This is a genomic window from Bradyrhizobium jicamae, from assembly GCF_018130215.1.
In the GTDB taxonomy this organism is placed as follows: Bacteria; Pseudomonadota; Alphaproteobacteria; order Rhizobiales; family Xanthobacteraceae; genus Bradyrhizobium; species Bradyrhizobium jicamae_A.
Genome location: NZ_JAFCKQ010000049.1, coordinates 1 through 16,656 on the forward strand (window position 1 = coordinate 1; position 16,656 = coordinate 16,656).

19 protein-coding genes are annotated in these 16,656 nt (G+C 59.1%); 8 read left to right on the top strand and 11 right to left on the bottom strand.

The annotated features are described in order from the left end of the window. Positions 1–1,208: 1,208 nt before the first annotated feature. Positions 1,209–1,403 carry a hypothetical protein gene (locus JQ586_RS33155; RefSeq protein ID WP_212398847.1) on the bottom strand — a complete coding sequence of 65 codons (195 nt, stop codon included), beginning with the start codon at positions 1,401–1,403 and terminating at the stop codon, positions 1,209–1,211. A gap of 215 nt (positions 1,404–1,618) precedes the next feature. Between JQ586_RS33155 and JQ586_RS33160 the strand changes: the two genes are divergently transcribed. The 7 genes from JQ586_RS33160 (at position 1,619) to JQ586_RS33190 (ending at position 7,585) form a co-directional block, all read left to right on the top strand. Then, the gene (locus tag JQ586_RS33160; protein WP_212398893.1) at positions 1,619–2,068 is read left to right on the top strand and encodes an Hsp20 family protein; all 450 of its coding nucleotides are present in this window, start codon (positions 1,619–1,621) and stop codon (positions 2,066–2,068) included. Positions 2,069–2,136: 68 nt separating this feature from the next. Then, positions 2,137–2,457 (top strand): hypothetical protein, encoded by a 321-nt coding sequence (locus JQ586_RS33165; RefSeq protein ID WP_212398848.1) that lies wholly within the window; start codon positions 2,137–2,139, stop codon positions 2,455–2,457. A 9-nt stretch (positions 2,458–2,466) separates the two neighbouring features. Next, a complete protein-coding gene (locus tag JQ586_RS33170) occupies positions 2,467–2,790 on the top strand; it encodes a hypothetical protein (protein ID WP_409334577.1) in 324 nt (107 codons plus the stop codon). Next, positions 2,783–2,956 (top strand): hypothetical protein, encoded by a 174-nt coding sequence (locus tag JQ586_RS33175; protein WP_212398849.1) that lies wholly within the window; start codon positions 2,783–2,785, stop codon positions 2,954–2,956. The genes JQ586_RS33170 and JQ586_RS33175 overlap by 8 nt, the downstream gene beginning before the upstream one ends. 1,892 nt (positions 2,957–4,848) lie before the next feature. Then, the gene (locus JQ586_RS41370) at positions 4,849–5,286 is read left to right on the top strand and encodes a hypothetical protein (RefSeq protein WP_212398850.1); all 438 of its coding nucleotides are present in this window, start codon (positions 4,849–4,851) and stop codon (positions 5,284–5,286) included. Positions 5,287–6,751: 1,465 nt separating this feature from the next. Beyond that, entirely contained in the window at positions 6,752–7,174 is a 423-nt protein-coding gene (locus JQ586_RS33185; protein ID WP_212398851.1) for an Hsp20/alpha crystallin family protein, read from the top strand. Positions 7,175–7,186: 12 nt separating this feature from the next. Beyond that, entirely contained in the window at positions 7,187–7,585 is a 399-nt protein-coding gene (locus JQ586_RS33190) for an Hsp20/alpha crystallin family protein (protein ID WP_212398852.1), read from the top strand. Positions 7,586–8,564: 979 nt separating this feature from the next. On the opposite strand, the gene JQ586_RS33195 is transcribed toward JQ586_RS33190, so the two are convergent. Together JQ586_RS33195 and JQ586_RS40795 are read right to left on the bottom strand one after the other, a co-directional pair. After that, the gene (locus tag JQ586_RS33195) at positions 8,565–8,777 is read right to left on the bottom strand and encodes a hypothetical protein (RefSeq protein ID WP_212398853.1); all 213 of its coding nucleotides are present in this window, start codon (positions 8,775–8,777) and stop codon (positions 8,565–8,567) included. Beyond that, complete coding sequence (locus JQ586_RS40795; RefSeq protein ID WP_249148504.1) at positions 8,777–9,370, bottom strand: transposase; 594 nt, start codon at positions 9,368–9,370, stop codon at positions 8,777–8,779. Before JQ586_RS40795 ends, JQ586_RS33195 begins: the two co-directional genes overlap by 1 nt. A gap of 105 nt (positions 9,371–9,475) precedes the next feature. On the opposite strand from JQ586_RS40795, the gene JQ586_RS33205 reads away from it, so the two are divergent. After that, a complete protein-coding gene (locus tag JQ586_RS33205; RefSeq protein WP_249148505.1) occupies positions 9,476–9,718 on the top strand; it encodes a DUF6471 domain-containing protein in 243 nt (80 codons plus the stop codon). 840 nt (positions 9,719–10,558) lie between these two features. Here the strand turns inward: JQ586_RS33205 and JQ586_RS33210 are convergent. The 8 genes from JQ586_RS33210 to tkt all read right to left on the bottom strand — a co-directional run bounded on the left by JQ586_RS33210 (position 10,559) and on the right by tkt (position 16,591). Then, positions 10,559–10,756, bottom strand: a complete 198-nt coding sequence (locus JQ586_RS33210) for a hypothetical protein (protein WP_312017048.1) — start codon at positions 10,754–10,756, stop codon at positions 10,559–10,561. A 183-nt stretch (positions 10,757–10,939) separates the two neighbouring features. Further along, complete coding sequence (locus JQ586_RS33215; protein WP_212398854.1) at positions 10,940–11,263, bottom strand: hypothetical protein; 324 nt, start codon at positions 11,261–11,263, stop codon at positions 10,940–10,942. A gap of 38 nt (positions 11,264–11,301) precedes the next feature. Continuing rightward, the gene (locus JQ586_RS33220) at positions 11,302–11,469 is read right to left on the bottom strand and encodes a hypothetical protein (RefSeq protein WP_212398855.1); all 168 of its coding nucleotides are present in this window, start codon (positions 11,467–11,469) and stop codon (positions 11,302–11,304) included. Positions 11,470–11,825: 356 nt separating this feature from the next. Next, positions 11,826–12,041 (bottom strand): hypothetical protein, encoded by a 216-nt coding sequence (locus JQ586_RS33225; RefSeq protein ID WP_212398856.1) that lies wholly within the window; start codon positions 12,039–12,041, stop codon positions 11,826–11,828. Further along, positions 12,022–12,219 (bottom strand): hypothetical protein, encoded by a 198-nt coding sequence (locus JQ586_RS33230; RefSeq protein WP_212398857.1) that lies wholly within the window; start codon positions 12,217–12,219, stop codon positions 12,022–12,024. The genes JQ586_RS33225 and JQ586_RS33230 overlap by 20 nt, the downstream gene beginning before the upstream one ends. 450 nt (positions 12,220–12,669) lie before the next feature. Next, on the bottom strand, positions 12,670–13,377 hold the full coding sequence (locus JQ586_RS33235; protein WP_212398858.1) for a L,D-transpeptidase: 708 nt from the start codon (positions 13,375–13,377) through the stop codon (positions 12,670–12,672). 192 nt (positions 13,378–13,569) lie between these two features. Beyond that, a complete protein-coding gene (locus JQ586_RS33240) occupies positions 13,570–14,550 on the bottom strand; it encodes a D-2-hydroxyacid dehydrogenase (RefSeq protein WP_212398859.1) in 981 nt (326 codons plus the stop codon). A 43-nt stretch (positions 14,551–14,593) separates the two neighbouring features. Then, the gene (gene tkt / locus JQ586_RS33245; RefSeq protein ID WP_312017049.1) at positions 14,594–16,591 is read right to left on the bottom strand and encodes a transketolase; all 1,998 of its coding nucleotides are present in this window, start codon (positions 16,589–16,591) and stop codon (positions 14,594–14,596) included. Between the last annotated feature and the right edge of the window lie 65 nt (positions 16,592–16,656).

The window sequence follows — 16,656 nt, forward strand, 5'->3', positions numbered from 1 at the left end:
GGTTGGAGCGTTTGGGCGAGCGTTGGATGATCCCGCATTCGTGTGTCTTCCGAACTAAGCGGTACGGATGTCCAATGACAAGACTTCCAGGCCGCTGCGGGTCATGTTCAGGCACAGCATCGGAGCCATACGGCTCGTCTTGTCGGGCGAATTCAGCAGGCGAGTCCGGCGATGCCAACCTGCTAGGTTTACTGAAGGCGCGGCTTTTCTCGTTTTCAGAAGGGTGTCTTGGAATCCGGGTCCGGCGCGGTTTTTTCGTTTTTGGGGCAGGCAACGTCAGCTTTGGAGAAAGGAGAGAGGAGCCATGAAGCGGCGACGCCGGGTTAAGCAGATATTTTCCCTTGAAGAACGTCTTGCCAACGAAGCCAAGCGATTACGCGAGCGGGCTAGAGGACTTCCCCCTTGTCGAGAGCGGGAGTTTCTCCTGAGGAGAGCCAGAGATAATGACGCTGCCGCCCATTTGACGGAGTGGCTTCTGTCCGGAGGTCCTAGGGTGCCCATCTAGATTGGGAGGTCATGATGCAATCCGACCATCATCATATCGACGGTCTGGAGATTGCCTTTGCCTGCGCTGCGGCAGTGTCGTTTCTGGCCCTAATTGCCAGCGTGGCTTGGCTTTTTTTGCGATGATTGCAGACAACCGAGACCGCCTCAATTGGAGGGGGCGCTGTAAGGTCCACACCGGCCCTGTGGCGTGCCATCGGCCATGAACCGCGATCGGCTCTATTTCCGCCTGTCGCCGGTCTGGCTGGCGGTCTCGTGACGTGGCTGTCTATGTGCTCGTCGCGTGAGGGCGCCGACCGCGGTCGTCTTTATTGACGGAAAAATACCAGACGCGAACTGCTTCGACCGGCTGCCGCGGTTTGGTCGATCGGACCGCTTTGACACCATCCCTTCGAGCCCCATGTCGCAGGCCGCCCGGAAGAGGTCGGGCCCGATCGCGCCGGCCTCGAACGGGTTGACGAAGATGCCCTCCGGCCCGCGGTGCATATCGTCGAGCGAGGGAAGGGATCTCAGCCATGGCAGCGCTTCTCTGATGGAGACCCATGACGTGCCCAACCGCGTTTTGTGGCTTGCGGGTTTTGGCTAAATCAAACAAGCCGGACCATCTGATCAAGCGCAAGGTGGACACGGTTGCGGCCGGTGAACCGAGAAGCGCGACCGTCGCCAGACTGCTGCAAGCGGCCCGCTGGGCCCCGAACCTCCCCTCAGATTTGGTCGAAACCAGCCGGCGTCAGCGTCGGCTCATCGCCGTTGATTTCGACGAAGCCCATGCGGATGAGCGTCTCCAGATCGGCCGGATCAGGGGGGCATAAAATGAAGCGCCGGGCCCGGATGTCGCGAAGAACCCACTTGAGGCGGATGGCGTCGTCTAGTGCAAGCGCGTTTAGTTTGGTGCTCACTTCTGGTTTCCAATCGGGCGGGGAATAGTGTTTCCGTAATCCTAATAATCTTTGGGTCGAAAAAAATGTGCAGACCCCTTGAAACTTTTTTCGGTTTAACAAATTCTGTTGTCGCCGCACAAGCGGTGAGGGCGCCTTCGGGGCCCTGGGAAGGCGGGCGCCGGCAGGTGTCCGGTGCCGGCTCGTACCCATCTTGCTCTAAGGAGGATTTGGCTATGAGGTATGATTGGACTCCCCTGTGGAGGTCGACCATCGGCTTCGACCGTCTTTTTGATGTTCTCGACGAGGCCCAGCGGACCGCCGAAGACAGCTATCCCCCCTATAATATTGAGCGGCTCGACGAGAACCGTTTCGAGATTGCGGTGGCGCTCGCCGGCTTCACGCCGGATGAAGTCGTGCTTTCCGCCGAGCAGAACGTGCTGACGCTTGAGGGTCGAAAGAACGAGAAAGCGGGGAAGACCTTCCTGCATCGCGGCATTTCAGCGCGCAATTTCAAGCGGCAGTTCACGCTGGCCGACCACGTCGAGGTCAAGGGCGCTCGATTCAATAACGGCTTGCTCGTCGTTGACCTGCAGCGCGAAATTCCCGAGGCGATGAAGCCACGACGCATCGCGATCCAGGGCGCCGGTGCGCCGAGCAGCCAAATCGAAGCCAGAGCCGCCTGAGCGGCCGCCCCAGCCGCGCGAGATTGCTCGCGCGGCCCGGGCAATTCGTCTTAGAAATGGAGGCAATCATGCGGCCGACGACCGCTGCTATGAAAAATGTCATCGAACTCGGGATCCTATCTCGAATGAGATACGCGCGTCCGGCGGATGTCCTGTCTAATCTTTTGCTGACAAAGGAAGAGAAAACGAAGCGTTTGGCTTCCTGGACATCGGATGCATCCGCGGTTACGTCCATGCCCTCTCTACGGGCTCACTTCGAGCCGAAGTGGCCGATCCAGCTTGACGAGATTCTCAGGGCACTTTCTGCGCTCGACGAAGAGGATCCGCGCCAACCGCCCGGCAGCAAGCCGAAGCGATTGCAGGCCACTGATCGAGTTTTGGTGGCGTAGGAGGCGACCATGGATAGAATCCCGCTGCCAAAGCACATTATCGACGCGATTGAACGGCGCTGGTCAAACAGAGCCAATCAATCTTCCGGGAAGACCTCAAGCGCCGACGAGCAGCTGGCGCGTCTTCGTGTTCATCGAAATAACATCCGCAGGTATCGCCGTCTGTTGGAGACCGATCTCACCGATCTGGAACGCCGGTTTATCGAGAAACGCCTCGAGGAAGAGCGCAAGTCGCTGGGCGAGTTGCTTGAAGCCGGAATTGCGTTCTCCCCTCCGATATCGCCCAAACAAGCCACATGCGGCGCGGCCACGAAGGAGCATCGTTATGGGTGATATTCGTGAATTTCTCATCCGAAGCAGCCACAAAGTTATCGGGCATTACCAGTTTCTGCTCGAAACCGCGACTTCAAACGCAGAGCGGCAGCGATATCGAAGCAGAATTGAAGAGGAGGCGAGGCTGCTCGATGCGCTGACAGTGGAAGCAAAGCAGGCGGCCTGAGAGGGGTGTAGGACACGTTCCGTCCACTCGCGTTGTGGGCGCGGCCGACACCGGTCAGAAGTTTCCTGGTGTTCAGAACGATGATCTGCGTGAAGGATCTCGAACTGATCTCGGGAAATCCAGGATTTCACCGAGGTAAGCTTTATGTCGAGATAGATCGCGCGAACGACGATTGGTCGCTGGCCGTCACGGCCCGGGACGCTGCCGAAACGGGGGGCACCGCTCAGGCGTCTATATTGTTTTGAAGAGCGTCCCTTAAAAGAGACGGCCTCAGCGTCCCGGCGAGAGGCGCGGCCGAAAGTTTATCCTTTGCCGTTGACCAACCGCGACGGCAACTCGGAGTGCCTCTCCGCGACCCGCCTCCTGATGATCGTCAGCCGGTTGCTTACCGCAGCTTCGGTTCGGCCAATCTTTCGAGCGATCTCGCGCTGCGTCAAATGCGTTTCGCGAACCAACTGCAGCAGCCGCTGGTCATCCTCTAGGGACCATAACCTGGCCGGCATCACGCCCTCCGAAATTTTTCCGTTTTGAAATAGCGAATTTTTGCAGATTCGGATTTGGGCGTCTGTTTAATTTTGTGCAGGGTCCTATGATTAGGGGAACACAAGCCAAGGCTTAAGCCTGACACCCCGGTGGGAAGTACGGCGAGTAGGCTGTGGATGTTCGGATGTTCTATCTTTGGCTCGTTTTCAGTGGTGTGCCAAAGCGTTCTCACTCTGTGCACATTGAGGATTAAAGGAGGCGCAGAGGTGGGGCCGCCCATGACTGGGATAAGCCGAGCGGCCCCAGCCGGCTGAAGACTCACCAAATGGAAGAGCCGGCCGGCACTCCGGATTATGGCGTGCGGATCTATGCAATTTGTGCCAATGGATCGCGATCAGCGGAGAGAGATCAATCCAGATATGTGCGTGGTCTACACTACGGGAGCGGCAGCTGATCAATGGCTCTCGCAGGGCGTCCCCAATAGCGTCCTCATCAGCAAGCCGTTTGCGCCAGCGCAGATCGTTACGGCGATCTCGCAGCTTCTCAACCAAACACCGCTTGCACCGCCGGAGTAAGGGCCGCCTCAGTCGGAACCCTTTCAAACCGGGGAGCTCGGAAACGCTCAGCGAATTTATTATCGTACCCGACCTTTTCTAACACGTGGTTGTGCGCGAAGTGGCCTTCGAGCAGTACTCGGCTTCGATGCAACATTCTCTATCCCAAAAGAAGGCTGTGTCCCTACGCGTGAATAAGTGCGGGCCGAAGTCCAGGCTGCGTAAAAGCCTGGCTCAGCTGCAATCCGTTGTCCCCTAACCGGTACCGGAGTCATACGGAGCCGTTGATGGGTCACGTGATTGTCGCAGAGTTCCGTACTGGTAAGTTGACGGCTAACGCCACATGTACTGGACATGGAATCGAACCTACGATTTTTGATCATTCTGGTGACCGGGCAGGTCGCCGTTGGAATGATCGTCTTGATGGTTCTCTGGTTCCGTTTTTCGTAAACCTCCCCAACGCGCGGATGCTACATCTGGAAGCGTCAAAAGCGAAAACCGCCAGAAGCCGGCCTGGAGAGCGGGGATGGCCTGTGCTTCGGACTGACTTGGCTGAGCGGTTCAGTTGAACCAGGCCAAAAAGAGCGACCGGTGGTGGGGAGGGTTCGCGCCAGCTCCTCAATCGTGACCGGGCTGCGACCCCGTCGACAAGCCTGCTCCGATGCGACCAGCTGGAGTGGATGGTCACTGCCGCGCAATAGCTGCGCCATTGAGAAATCAGACCAGGGCGAGCAGCCAAATCGTGGACGAGTGGTGGTGACCGTGCCTTGTTCGTGCCTGCGCTCAGGAACCTTATGCTCACCTTACGATTTAGAGTTCCGTTCCGGGCAGGGAACTTGGACGAGGGTGATTGTCATGGGATCGAAGAAGCGGAGACGCCGTGTTGCTCAAGTGAAGACGCTGGAAGCGCGCCTCTTGGAGCGAGCCAAAGAGTTGCGCGATAAAGCTGCAGCGGTAATCTCAAGGGCCGTGAGAGAAGCGCTAGTCAAGCTGGCCGGGCAAGCAGAAGCCGGCGCGAGGATGGCCGAATGGCTGCGTTGGTCCCCACATGCCCAGCAGGCCCCTGGATGTGCCTTGAAGTTCGGTCGGACGTCGGCACCGCGCTTACCGCATGCCGAGCAGATGAGCCGGGGCTCGACGTCTGACAAGTCTCACATCGTCAGCCCAGCGATCGGCCATGACGGCAAGAGAGTGACTGCACTGGAAGTCGGCGCAATAGACCAGGACGCCGCCAACGCCGATCGAGCGCATGTCGCCGAAGGTGATCTTCTGGGGACCGGCCATGGCGGATGATTGCGCCAATCGCGCGACGCGAAGAGGCGCCAGCAACACAACTTTGATCTGGATCGAAGGACGGAACGGAAAGAGTTCCGTTCCTTCACTTCTCTTACGTCATTGCCGCCGGTTGAGAAATACGTCTGGAGAACCGGTTAGCCTCAGATGAAAACGCTTAGGGACTCAATTGAGCAGCTGTCCACTCCGATCTGTCCGGAGTGCAACGTTGAGATGGCTTGGTCGCAATCGATTCTGGTCCCAGCTGAGCAGGTAGTGAGGCATGTATTCGTCTGCGACCGCTGCGCCAGTATCGGAGAAACCAAAACGCCAGTCAGGAAATAAGTAAGGTCGCCTATTTCGCATTTGCGACGAACATAGATCAGCCCCAGCGGTTCCTGCGGGGAGAAGGATTTGCGCTGGGGCTGACAAAGAGGCGAAGGCTGATCTGGCACTCTGGGCGTTGCCTCCGCCCCGAGCTTGCTTAATCTCCCTTGGCCAGGATCGTTCCTGTCGAGTTGGCAGGTGTTGAAGTGGCCGCCTATTTCGCATTCGCGAGAATGACCGAAGAAAGGCCCCGACCTTTTCGGGCCGGGGCTAAGTCTGGGGCGAGTGGGCCATGAGGCGGCCCACGCGCGCTTCGGGGTGAAGCGCGCCAGAACAAGACGCGCGCCGCACCGCCGTTCCTATCGCATGCGCCCGTGGCCAAGCTTCAATGTCTCCAAAACGAAACGGCCCCGGCGGGGCCATGCCGGGGCCGCACCTCCGATATCGCGGTCCCCTTCCGAGCGGAGCCCTCGATGCCCGCAACGCTCATTAATCGGTGTGGCCTGCCTATGTCCTAATTCGGAAGACTGAGTGTCCTCATTAGGACCGGCGAACAGGCCGCCATCGTTCCGACCGAATCAGATTTCGTAGACTACTGGGCCGGTCGGCACCGGCTGTGACGGCCCGGTTGTCAAACCCAGCCCTTCTACCCGTGCGACCGGGCCGTTCTCATCGCAGCGCGCGGCTTCGTTGTAGGCATGGGCTAGCCAAAAGTGAACAGCGCTCACTTATGGTTCACTCCTTGATGGCTCTGCGGAGAGTGGCCGGTTTTGATTTGGCGAGTGGCCTGTTTCGGCCAGTACCAAAATTTTCGCTGGGCCTCTTGAACCGGCTTTTTGCCTTTCCTAGGTCGATTTCCGCCGGGGCTGGTTACCAGCTCCGATCAAATGACATCGCTAGACCGCCAAGGAGGAGATGCATGCATTTTCGTCAGTTGCGCGACTGTGACCAAGGAGATCCGGTGGTTTTCGAAGGATGAATTGATCCTAGACCAGCGGCGTCGCTGAGACGCTGATGTCTCGGGAGCGCGGCAGAGCTGGGAGGCGTCGTGCAGCTCCTCACGATTGGGCAACGTTGACGGACGCATGCCGACCGCGAAGCGCGTCCTGCAAAACGGGTCAAGCGGTGCTAGGCAACTTGCAACGTATGGAGGGAATCTATGTTTGTCAGATTCAGCGACCCCTTTGAAGCGTTATCGACGCTGCAGCGTGCTCTCGACGCACGAATCGCAAGCGATTGGATGGGACGCGGTACTGCCGCGAGCGGCAGCTTTCCACCGATCAACATATTCCAGAAGGGCGACGACTTCGTGGCCATTGTCGAGCTTCCGGGTATAGACAAGAGCGGCCTGGAGATCGAGGCGAAGGAGAATACCATTCGCATCAGGGGCAAGAAGACAATCGCCTATGGAGAGCAGGCGAGCGTCCATCGTCGCGAGCGCGTCTCCGGTGTGTTTGACCGAACGCTATCAGTCCCGATTCGAATCGAACCTGATCGCATCGCCGAATATCGTGACGGCATACTTGCGCTGTTCATACCGCGGGCGGACGTCGACAAGCCGCGCTCGATCAAAATCAGCTAAGGAGCCAGTGCCATGTCAGAATCACAGGAGCTGCAGGTCCAGCAAAAGCGCGAAGTCGAGAAGAAGACCGAGGGCACGGCGCCGGGGCGAGTGTTTGTCCCGGTGACGGATATCTTCGAGACCCCCGAGGCGCTGACGGTCGCGCTCGAAATGCCGGGCGTCGATCGCAACAGCCTCGAGGCCCGTGTTGAGGATGACGTCGTGACGATTGAAGGTCGAATTGACTTCGCGAAGTATGAGGGGATGCAGCCGATCTACACAGAATACATCGTGGGCCACTACGCCCGCAGCTTCGAGATTTCCAACAAGATCGACCAGAGCAAAATCAGCGCTCAGATGAAAGACGGCGTGGTCACAATCGTGCTGCCTAAAGCAGAGCAGGCCAAGCCCCGCAGAATTGACGTGAGTTAGTGTGGCCTCGGCCGGGACGCTAGTCTCGAAACGTTTCGGCAGGTCAATGCCTGACCAATGGGCGTCGCTTGCCGACGCTGGGGTTGGCGTCACGCCGTGGACCCACTTTACAATTGCTGCAGGAATGGAAAGCCCGATAGCTGCCGCTGGCGAGACCTTGCCCGGCGTCTCCTGAAGAAGGGCGCGCGATTTGCCGTGAGCAATCGTCGACCTAGCCGACCTATTGACCATACTGCTTGCGCCAGCGGGACGCTGAAACTGCGATCCATTGCATTGGATCGCTGGAGGTGCCGATTCACATTCTTTATGGCGCCTCGATTAGGACCGTGGTGAGAAGCCTGGCCAGCGGGATGATCTTGCGGATCATCAAGCGGGCGAATGCCCACCCAGGGTATAGCCTCTTCCTTGGGTGGGCATTTTCGTCTGCGCAGGGGCGCTTCGCGCTAGACCGAATGGCTGAAGCGATGAAAGCGATCGGCTGGTTGACTGTGCTGACCGGATTTCTGGCAGGGGTGGTCGGCCCTATTGTTTTATTCAGAAATGGCACCTGGGAGCCGCGTGGAATCAATGCCTTCTGGGGCGGCGACCTGCAGAGTGAGTGGATCGGCGTCAACAAGCTTGCAAACTTCGTTCGTGATCCTTCTTGCGAGCATCGGCGTCGTTTACCTCGGCATCACGGTTCTCGAGAGGGCAGACCGCTAACCGAACCCCGCTTAACATGCTTTATAGCGGCTGGGCTTGTATTGTGGTGAGAAGCGTGGCCCGCGGGTGCCGACAACCTCAAGCGGGCGAGTGCCCACCCAGGTATGATCAGCCTCTTCCTTGGGTGGGCATTTTCGTCTGCGCGCACTTAACATTCGTTATGGCGGCTGGCGTTGTATTGTGGTGAGAAGCCTCGCCCGCGGGACGTCACGTTAAAGCGGGCGCACTGTCCACCCAGGGGTTTGACGGCTCCTTGGGTGGGCATTTTCGCGTGCAGTCAGGGCTCGACGATGATGCGGACGCTCTTGTTCTTCTCCGCGGCCTGGATGGCGACCTCGAGCGCCTTCTCGTAGACCAAAACCTCGCCGGTGAGCAGGAAGGTCGCGTGGCCGAGCTTCGAGACCAGTTGAAAAATCCAGAAGCGGCGACCGGCGGGCGGGTGACCGTGCTCGTCGTCGTATCGCTTGGCGTAGATTTCGATGCCAGCCATTAGAACTGATCCACCACGCGTCTGAATGCCGGGTGATGGCGATTCTTCACCTTCACCCAGTCGCAGGTCTTGGGTCGATATTGGCGCCCGAGGTGCTTTGAGACCAGACCCTCGAGGTTCATCTGGCACGCCGCGTGGAAGAGGTCGGGGCCGATCTCGCCACGCTCATAGGGCGCCACGAAGGTTCCCTCGGGCCGGCGCTCGAGCAGCTTTGCCAGCTTGGACTTGCCGGCCTCCAGGCGATGGATGCCGATTTCAGCGCGGCGCAAGCGGCTGAAGTACTCTTCAGCCCAGTTCTTCGAAGCGCCATCGAGCGAATACGCCTCTTGATGATTAATGCGCTTAACTTCGAACCGCTCATGCAAATTATCCCACGCGCCAGCTTCGTCAGCATGCACGACCGTGCCCTTCGCGATGCGTGCGCGAATGAACGAAGCTGCTTGGCTCTCTGTGTTGAAAACAGCCGGGACCGAATTGCCATCGCGCTCCCGAACTATCACTACAACCTTGCGCTTGCCGCTTTGGTTCCTCGTAAAGCGACGGTCGTGATGGCCCGGTCTGGTGTGAGGGTCTTTCGTGGGCCTGCCGCGCATTGCCGCATCCTATCGAATGTGATAGCTAACGAATATGAACCGTTTGGCTGGAAGTCAAGCCGGGTCTATCGTATTTGTTAGCTCACGGAATCGATAGGAGATGCCATGGTGCTACCCAAGGCGGAAGAGGAATGGGGCCAGCGCGCCAGTGCATTCCTGAAGTCGGAAATGAAGAAAGCTGATGTGACCTATGCCGAGTTGGTCAAGCGGTTGAAGAAGCACGGCCTCAAGGAGGAGACTGAGGCCGGGATCACCATGAAGCTCAAGCGGGGATCGTTTACTGCGATCTTTTTCCTAGCGTGCGTTGCAGCGCTCGAATTGGAACAAGTAGTGCTAGAAGAAATTTAGGCAACATGCCCGATATTCTCATGCGCTGTCCTCGCACTGGAAAGCCCGTGCAAACCGGCTCGGATACTGAGACAGTGCACTTTGAGTCGTTGCCAAGCGTCGCCGTGCCGGTCAGTTGCCCTCATTGCGGAGAGGTGCATTTTTGGAAGCCGACAGAGGCTTGGGTATGGGAGGGCGGAAGCCCGATACCGAATTAGATGGGCTGAAAGAAATCTAGCCGGTTATGCCGATCCAACCCGGAACTGGAAAATGAAAGAGTATCGGGCATACGTGCTGACGCGGGAGGGCTCGATTATCTCAGTGCAAAAGCTGCGCTGTGAGACCAAAGAGCAGGCCATAGAACAGGCGAAGGCTCTTGCCGTCTCCGACCTAGCTGAGCTTTGGGACCCTCCGAATCTTATTGGAAGGTTCAAACCCAGCCCGTGAGTTTCCTGCCGTCCGGCAGTATGCTGGATAGCATGGATGCGGACCTCGATGCGTTGTTAGCTTGTGCCGACGCGGCCATCGCCGAAAGCCACCGGCTTTTGGACGAAGCGCATAGACAGATAGCGGCCTGCGAAAGGCGGGCGCGACACGCCGAATACCTGATTTGGCTAGATCGCCGAACGCAGCGTGAAGGCCGTCAGTCTTCAGAAACCGCAGCCATGAAGGGAGATGCGCAGGGGCTTGTGGCGTTTGCGCCATAATACCGTAATAGTGCATCAATATTCGCGCTCGGTGGCCTGCTTTTGGCGGTTGTAGCCCACCTGCCACATCGGTGGTTTACCGATTGAAAAGATCTGGCTTCACCGATACCCCATGCCGCCGATCGGACCCTTGGCGTCCCAATTGAAGTTCGGTCTAACGTCTGCGCCTCGCTTGCCCGCAGGCCGAGCAGACGAGGCGAGGCTCGACGTCGGACAGCCTCAGATCGTCCGGCCACCGATCGGCCATGACGGCAAGTGAGTGGCTGCACTGGAAGTCGGCGCAGTAGACCAGGACGCCGCGCACGCCCATCGAGCGCATGTCGCCGAAGGTGATCTTCTGGGGGCCTGCCATGTCCGATGATCGCGCCAAGCGCGCGAGGCGGAAAGCCGCCACCGGTTGAGGCTACGACACTTCGGGCAATCAAGAGTTAGGTCAAGGCGAGGGCTCGCGCCCCAAAAGCGGATGTCCCGGCGTGGCATGCTTGATCCAAATCAACAGAAACCAGCTCGAAACGCTAATTGCTTAGCGGTAAAGCTACGCAAGGCTACCGGCCATGCCTACCTTGGATGAACAGATAAAACTCGCCGAAAGGCACGTTGAGAACAGACGCCGCATTGTGACGAACCAGCGCGAGCGCGGTGTAATGCGCCAACCGATCTCGCCGCAATAGCGTTTCGATGGGCCGGTCTCAGCTAGCCCTAGCTCGACTAGTGTGGCGAGCGTCTTGTCGCCGATGCCCGCAAACTGGCCCTTAATCAGGAAGTCACGGCCCATGCCCTCGGTCAGCCTACCGAGGGCTTTTCGCTCGCGCGCATTGAGAATGTAAGCTGCTTCCTGACTTCTCACACGTCTAGCCATGCGCGGCTCTTCGCCGGTTGTTTAGCCGCCGTCCACCCTCAGGCGATAACGATGATGGACGCCGCACCAAGGGCTTCGGCGCGCTTCCTGGCATCGTCGCAGGCGATCACATAGGTGACCGGACTAGCGGTCCGAAAGATGACGTGACCCTTCAGGGTCACGAGACGGAATGACCCAGTATCTCCGGCCCGAGGGATGCTCGCCATGCAGCTTTTCATAGTCGCGAGTGTCGATGGGGATCATACGAACGACGTCGCCGCCAACCGTGTGTCAAGGAAGTGATCCTACTGCTTCTCTCCGGGAGCGCTCGCGCCACTGGGCGGCGCGGGAGGGGGCGCTGATGGCGGAGCTGCCGCAGGGGGCTCTGCACCAATGCAGTCACCGGCCCAGATCTTGATGCCCCTTACAGTGCCGACAAGCTTGCAAGGCATTGGCGCGTGCGGCCTAGCTTGAGCGGGTGGCCTCTTCGCCGCCTTTGGTGGGGCTGCTTGAGCAAACGCACTGGTCGTAAAGAGCAGCGCGATAAGTCCGAGTAGCGGCTTCATGGTCTCGTCCCCCGGCGTTATTTTTCCTTCGCCTTCAGATCGATCAAATGTGCACGAAATCTCGCAATGTCTCGAAGCAATTCGCCGCGGTCCGGCCCCTGCGGAAGCTTCTTGGCGGCGACTTCCAGCTTCACCGCCATTTCCTCGAGCTCCAGCATTTCGTTCGCGATCATTTTTTCGCCTTCAGCCCGATCTCGACCAGCCTGCGCACGCTCATCGCTCAGAAGCGCCATCCGGTTTGCGGGCGGGATTAGCAATCTCAAGATCCAGCGGCGTCAGGGGAGTGGTACGCCTGTTGACCTCGTACCTTGACGCCAGATCCTGGAGGCGTCGCTTGATGAATGGGTCGGCCGCCTGGTTGGCCAAATCCCGCACGAGCCTGGCGTGCTGCTTCCTGAAATCGTCGTCCATGAGTTCGTACCTTCACCTTTAACCCGATCTCGAGCAGCCGGCGGATGGCCGCGTCCGAGCAGCGTCATCCAGCTCTGTCGCCTCTTCATTCTGAACTGCACTCTAACCTATTGATCTTTCGAGACCGGAAAACAGCCTGAAATTCAGAACGCGCGTTGATCTTGCTCGACATCCCGCCTGATTTTGATTCCGCCATACGGAGGTTCGATCCCTCCCGCCCCAGCCATGCAGTGCGCATCAGCCAAGTGCCTGAAAAGACACGAGAATAGGCCGGAAATGGCCGGCTGCTTCGGGGCAGGGCGGTCTCCGCTGCCTCCCAATCTAGAGCTTTCGAGCCCAAACTGCCGAAGTCTCCAGCCCAATCTCAGAAAATTCCCGTTTTGGGGAGCAATGCGGCAGAGACCGATTCGATCGACAACGGCTCCAGGACCGGCGGCCAATGCCGTTACGCTAAGCCGGCAGCACGATCACTTTCGTTTTGACGGGCGTTCGCGAATAGAGGTCGATCATGTCCTGACTGAGGAGGCCGGTACAGCCGCTCGTAATGCCGTTTCCGATCGTTTCGGGGTCGCTGGTGCTATAGATCGTGTAAAGCGTGTACACCCCATTTTGATAGAGGTAGAGCACGCGGGCACCAAGTGGATTGTCGAGACCTCCTGGCATGCCGCGAGCATATTTGCCCGCCTCCGGCTGGCGCGCGATCATCTCCTTGGGTGGCGTCCAGGTAGGCCATTCGGCTTTGCGTCCGACATAAGCCTCCCCGCTCCACCGGAATCCATCGCGGCCGACATTGGCGCCATAGCGGGTCGCGTTTCCCTCGCCTTCGATGCGGTAAACATAGTATTTGCCGGGATCGACGATAATCGTACCGGGCGCTTCATCACTGTCGTAACGCACCGTCTTGCGAAAATATTTCGGATTGACCTTGCTGACATCGACCGCAGGGATCGGGAATTTCTCGTCGGGCACGGGCCCGTAGACTTTCTCCGCCTCGGCCAAGCTCATGTAGTCGGATGCGCAACCGGCCAGGCCAAGTGCGGCGAGACCGGCAGCGGAGCCGAACAGAAACGCCCGGCGGTTGAGAAGCCGCGACCGAAGCCCAGGCAGAGCTCCCTCGTCCATCGAGCCGGCGTCGGCAATTCCACGGTCCATGATCATGATTTCGGATTTTCCCTTGTCCCGTTGTACGGCCGGGCAAGACTTTGGCATACAGTACGAGGGAGCAGAAAAAGTTCTTCGTCGTTCGAGCTCGAAATTTCCTTGACCAACAGGGGGCCTTTTGATTGTCGCCTGAGAACAATGCGGGAACTCTCTTCTTGATGCTGCTGACCTGCAATCACCAGTCTGCCCTCATTCCACCTGGGCCACTATGTTCCTCGGCATGCCGCTCCAAAATCCTTCGACATTGTCGACGAGCTGATCCGCGAGTGATTGGACAGCTTCACGACTAGCCCATGCCACGTGAGGAGTAAGGATGAAATTCGGTAGCCCGACGAGCCGCATCAGCGGATGGTCGGCAGACGGCGGCTCAACGGTGGCCACGTCGAAACCTGCTCCTGCAATCTGACCCGAGCGGAGCGCCTGGCCCAGGGCAACCTCGTCGACAAGGCCACCCCGCGCCGTGTTGATAAGAAGAGGCTTGCGCTCCATCAGTGCAAATTCCGGGGCTGCAATCATGTTGCGCGTCTGCGGCATCAAGGGCGAATGCAAGGTGATGATATCGCTCTGCCGCAGGACATCCTCGAATGGCGTGTAGAGGGGACCCATGCCGGAGACACCTTTGTAAGACGAGAACAGCGTCCGCATTCCGAAAGCTCGCCCGATATCGGCAACCGCGCGGCCGAGCGCGCCGTCGCCGATGATTCCGAGCGTGGCTCCGGAGAGATCATTGATCGGGTGATCAAAATAGCAGAACTGCCCAGATTCGGCCCAACGACCCATACGTACTGAGTCACGGTAGGCGGTCAGGCTTCGCCGCAGCGCGAGAATGAGCGCAAACGTATGCTCGGGCACTGTGTTGACTGCGTAGCCACGGATATTGGAGACGGCGACGCCACGATCGGCGCAAGCCTTGATATCGACGACGTCGGAGCCGGTTGCCGCAATTGCGATCAGGCGCAGCGTCGGCGCTGATGCCAGTTCGGCACTGCGCAGAGGCACCTTATTGGTAATGACGATATCGGTACCAATAATCCTTTCAATCACCTGATCGGGCCGGGTGCTGCCGAACTCAACCAATTCATGCGGAAATGCGAATGGGCGAAGGCGGATATCGGCCGGCATGGTGTCACGGTCGAGAAAGACGATGCGGGCGGGCTCAGCGGCCTTCATGGATTGGCTCTCCCAGAGAATTCGCGAAGGGGTGGAAGCGGCGTTAGAGGCTTGCCAATGCCGCGGCGACGATCGCTTCGGTGGTGATATTGAAGTGCCGGTACAATGCGTCGGCCGGACCCGATGCGCCAAATCCGGGCATCCCGACGAAGGCGCCGTCGTGGCCGAGCCAGCGCTCCCAGCCGAATTTCATCGCCGCCTCGACGCCGACCCGGACGGTGCCCGCCCCCAAGACAGATGAGCGATAGCCCTTATCCTGGGCCTCGAACAACTCCCAGCAGGGCATGGATACGACTGCCGTGGGGACGCCCCTCGCTTGCAGGAGCGCTCGGGCCTCCTTTGCCAGCGCGACTTCCGAGCCAGTGGCCAGCAGCGTGACACGACGCTCGCCATCTGCCTCGGCAAGGACATAGGCTCCCCGTCGAGACTGGTTATCCGTCGATGTATCAGACCTGAGCTGATCCAGCTGTTGGCGAGCGCATACCAGTGAGACGGGGCCGGTCGTGTGATCAAGCATGATTTCCCAGCATTCGGCCATCTCGGCGGCATCGGCCGGACGCAGGACCAGCATGTTCGGCATCGCCCGCAGCGAGGCCAAAATCTCGACCGGTTGATGGGTCGGACCGTTCTTGCCAATACCTATCGAGTCGTGGCTGAAGATGAACTTGACCGGCAACCCCATGAGCGCGGCCATGCGCATCGCTGGTCGCTCGTAATCGGCGAACGCAAAGTAAGTTACGGCGAGCGGAATGACACCGCCATGGGCGGCCATGCCGTTGGCTAGCGAGCCCATTGCATGCTCGCGGACCCCGCAATGAACATAACGGCCTCGAGGATTGGCTGCCGAAAAGGCTTCGAGCTGGCGCTTGTGGTTCGTCGGCGCTTCGAGATCTGCGCAGCATGTCATTATATCGGGCATGAGATCGTACAACGCACTAGCAACCTCGCCCGAGGTTTCGATCGAGTACGCTGGTTTTTTTCGGGCAATTGCTTGCGCCCTGTAGGTTGAGGTGACGTCTCGCCATCCTTCAGGAAGACGGCCCTCAACGGTACGTCCAAATAATGTGCGGGTCGCATCATCCAGCGTCGCGACGCGGCGCCGCCATGAGTCGTATTCGTCGCGCGAGCGGGTCCCGGCATCGCGCCAGGCTGCGGCGACCTCGTTTGGAACCGTGAAACGTGTTGCGGGCCAGCCCAGCCTGTCGGACATCTCCTGGCGGTCCGTATCGAACAGTTTGCCGCTGTGACCGCCACGCTGGCCTTCAAGCCGCCGAACGCCTTTGGCGATGGTGGTGCGGCAGGCGATCAACGATGGACGATCGTCCTTCCTTGCCTTCGCGAGCGCATCGCTCACCGCCTCGATATCGTGTCCGTCGACCTCCGCGACATGCCAGCCAGCAACGCGAAAGCGCTCAGCCACGTCCTCGGAGATACTCAGGGAGGTCGCGCCGTCGTCGGTAATCCTGTTGTCGTCCCAGACAAAGACGAGATGACCGAGTCGAAGATGCCCGGCCAGCGAAATGACCTCCTGACCGACGCCCTCCTGGAGACAGCCGTCGCCGACGAACGCGTAGGTCATATGGTCGACGATTTCGGACCCGAAACGGGCCCGCAACTGTGCTTCCGCGATAGCCATGCCTAGCGCGTTGGCAATGCCTTGGCCGAGCGGCCCCGTGGTTGTTTCGATGCCGGCTGCAGGATCGTATTCGGGGTGTCCGGCACAGTGCGAGCCCAGTTCGCGGAACGACATCACCTGAGAAAGGGAAATCTTCTCGTAACCGGTCAAATGGAGCAACGCATAGAGCAGCATCGAGCCATGGCCGTTCGAGACAACGAAGCGGTCGCGATCGGGCCAGAGCGGGTCGTTCGGATTGAATTTCAGGTGGCGGGTGAACAGCGCGGTCGCGATCTCCGCCATGCCAAGCGGAACCCCTTGATGGCCCTCGCCGGCCTTCAGGATCGCGTCAACAGCAAGAAAACGGATCGCGTCGGCCTGACGTCTAGCAATCTCTGCCGATGAAAGCGACGAGACGGAGGACACGGAGGCATTAGCTGACATAGGCAGGTACCATCTTCATGCGGTGCGGTTAGAGCCGCGTTGCAGCG

Bases quoted from the DNA above. Each gene is read 5' to 3' on its own strand.
- JQ586_RS33160 (WP_212398893.1), top strand. From the start codon at position 1,619: ATGAGGTATGATTGGACTCCCCTGTGGAGGTCGACCATCGGCTTCGAC.
- JQ586_RS33165 (WP_212398848.1), top strand. From the start codon at position 2,137: ATGCGGCCGACGACCGCTGCTATGAAAAATGTCATCGAACTCGGGATC.
- JQ586_RS33170 (WP_409334577.1), top strand. From the start codon at position 2,467: ATGGATAGAATCCCGCTGCCAAAGCACATTATCGACGCGATTGAACGG.
- JQ586_RS33175 (WP_212398849.1), top strand. From the start codon at position 2,783: ATGGGTGATATTCGTGAATTTCTCATCCGAAGCAGCCACAAAGTTATC.
- JQ586_RS41370 (WP_212398850.1), top strand. From the start codon at position 4,849: ATGGGATCGAAGAAGCGGAGACGCCGTGTTGCTCAAGTGAAGACGCTG.
- JQ586_RS33185 (WP_212398851.1), top strand. From the start codon at position 6,752: ATGTTTGTCAGATTCAGCGACCCCTTTGAAGCGTTATCGACGCTGCAG.
- JQ586_RS33190 (WP_212398852.1), top strand. From the start codon at position 7,187: ATGTCAGAATCACAGGAGCTGCAGGTCCAGCAAAAGCGCGAAGTCGAG.
- JQ586_RS33195 (WP_212398853.1), bottom strand. From the start codon at position 8,777: ATGGCTGGCATCGAAATCTACGCCAAGCGATACGACGACGAGCACGGT.
- JQ586_RS40795 (WP_249148504.1), bottom strand. From the start codon at position 9,370: ATGCGCGGCAGGCCCACGAAAGACCCTCACACCAGACCGGGCCATCAC.
- JQ586_RS33205 (WP_249148505.1), top strand. From the start codon at position 9,476: ATGGTGCTACCCAAGGCGGAAGAGGAATGGGGCCAGCGCGCCAGTGCA.
- JQ586_RS33210 (WP_312017048.1), bottom strand. From the start codon at position 10,756: ATGGCAGGCCCCCAGAAGATCACCTTCGGCGACATGCGCTCGATGGGC.
- JQ586_RS33215 (WP_212398854.1), bottom strand. From the start codon at position 11,263: ATGGCTAGACGTGTGAGAAGTCAGGAAGCAGCTTACATTCTCAATGCG.
- JQ586_RS33220 (WP_212398855.1), bottom strand. From the start codon at position 11,469: ATGGCGAGCATCCCTCGGGCCGGAGATACTGGGTCATTCCGTCTCGTG.
- JQ586_RS33225 (WP_212398856.1), bottom strand. From the start codon at position 12,041: ATGGCGCTTCTGAGCGATGAGCGTGCGCAGGCTGGTCGAGATCGGGCT.
- JQ586_RS33230 (WP_212398857.1), bottom strand. From the start codon at position 12,219: ATGGACGACGATTTCAGGAAGCAGCACGCCAGGCTCGTGCGGGATTTG.
- JQ586_RS33235 (WP_212398858.1), bottom strand. From the start codon at position 13,377: ATGATCATGGACCGTGGAATTGCCGACGCCGGCTCGATGGACGAGGGA.
- JQ586_RS33240 (WP_212398859.1), bottom strand. From the start codon at position 14,550: ATGAAGGCCGCTGAGCCCGCCCGCATCGTCTTTCTCGACCGTGACACC.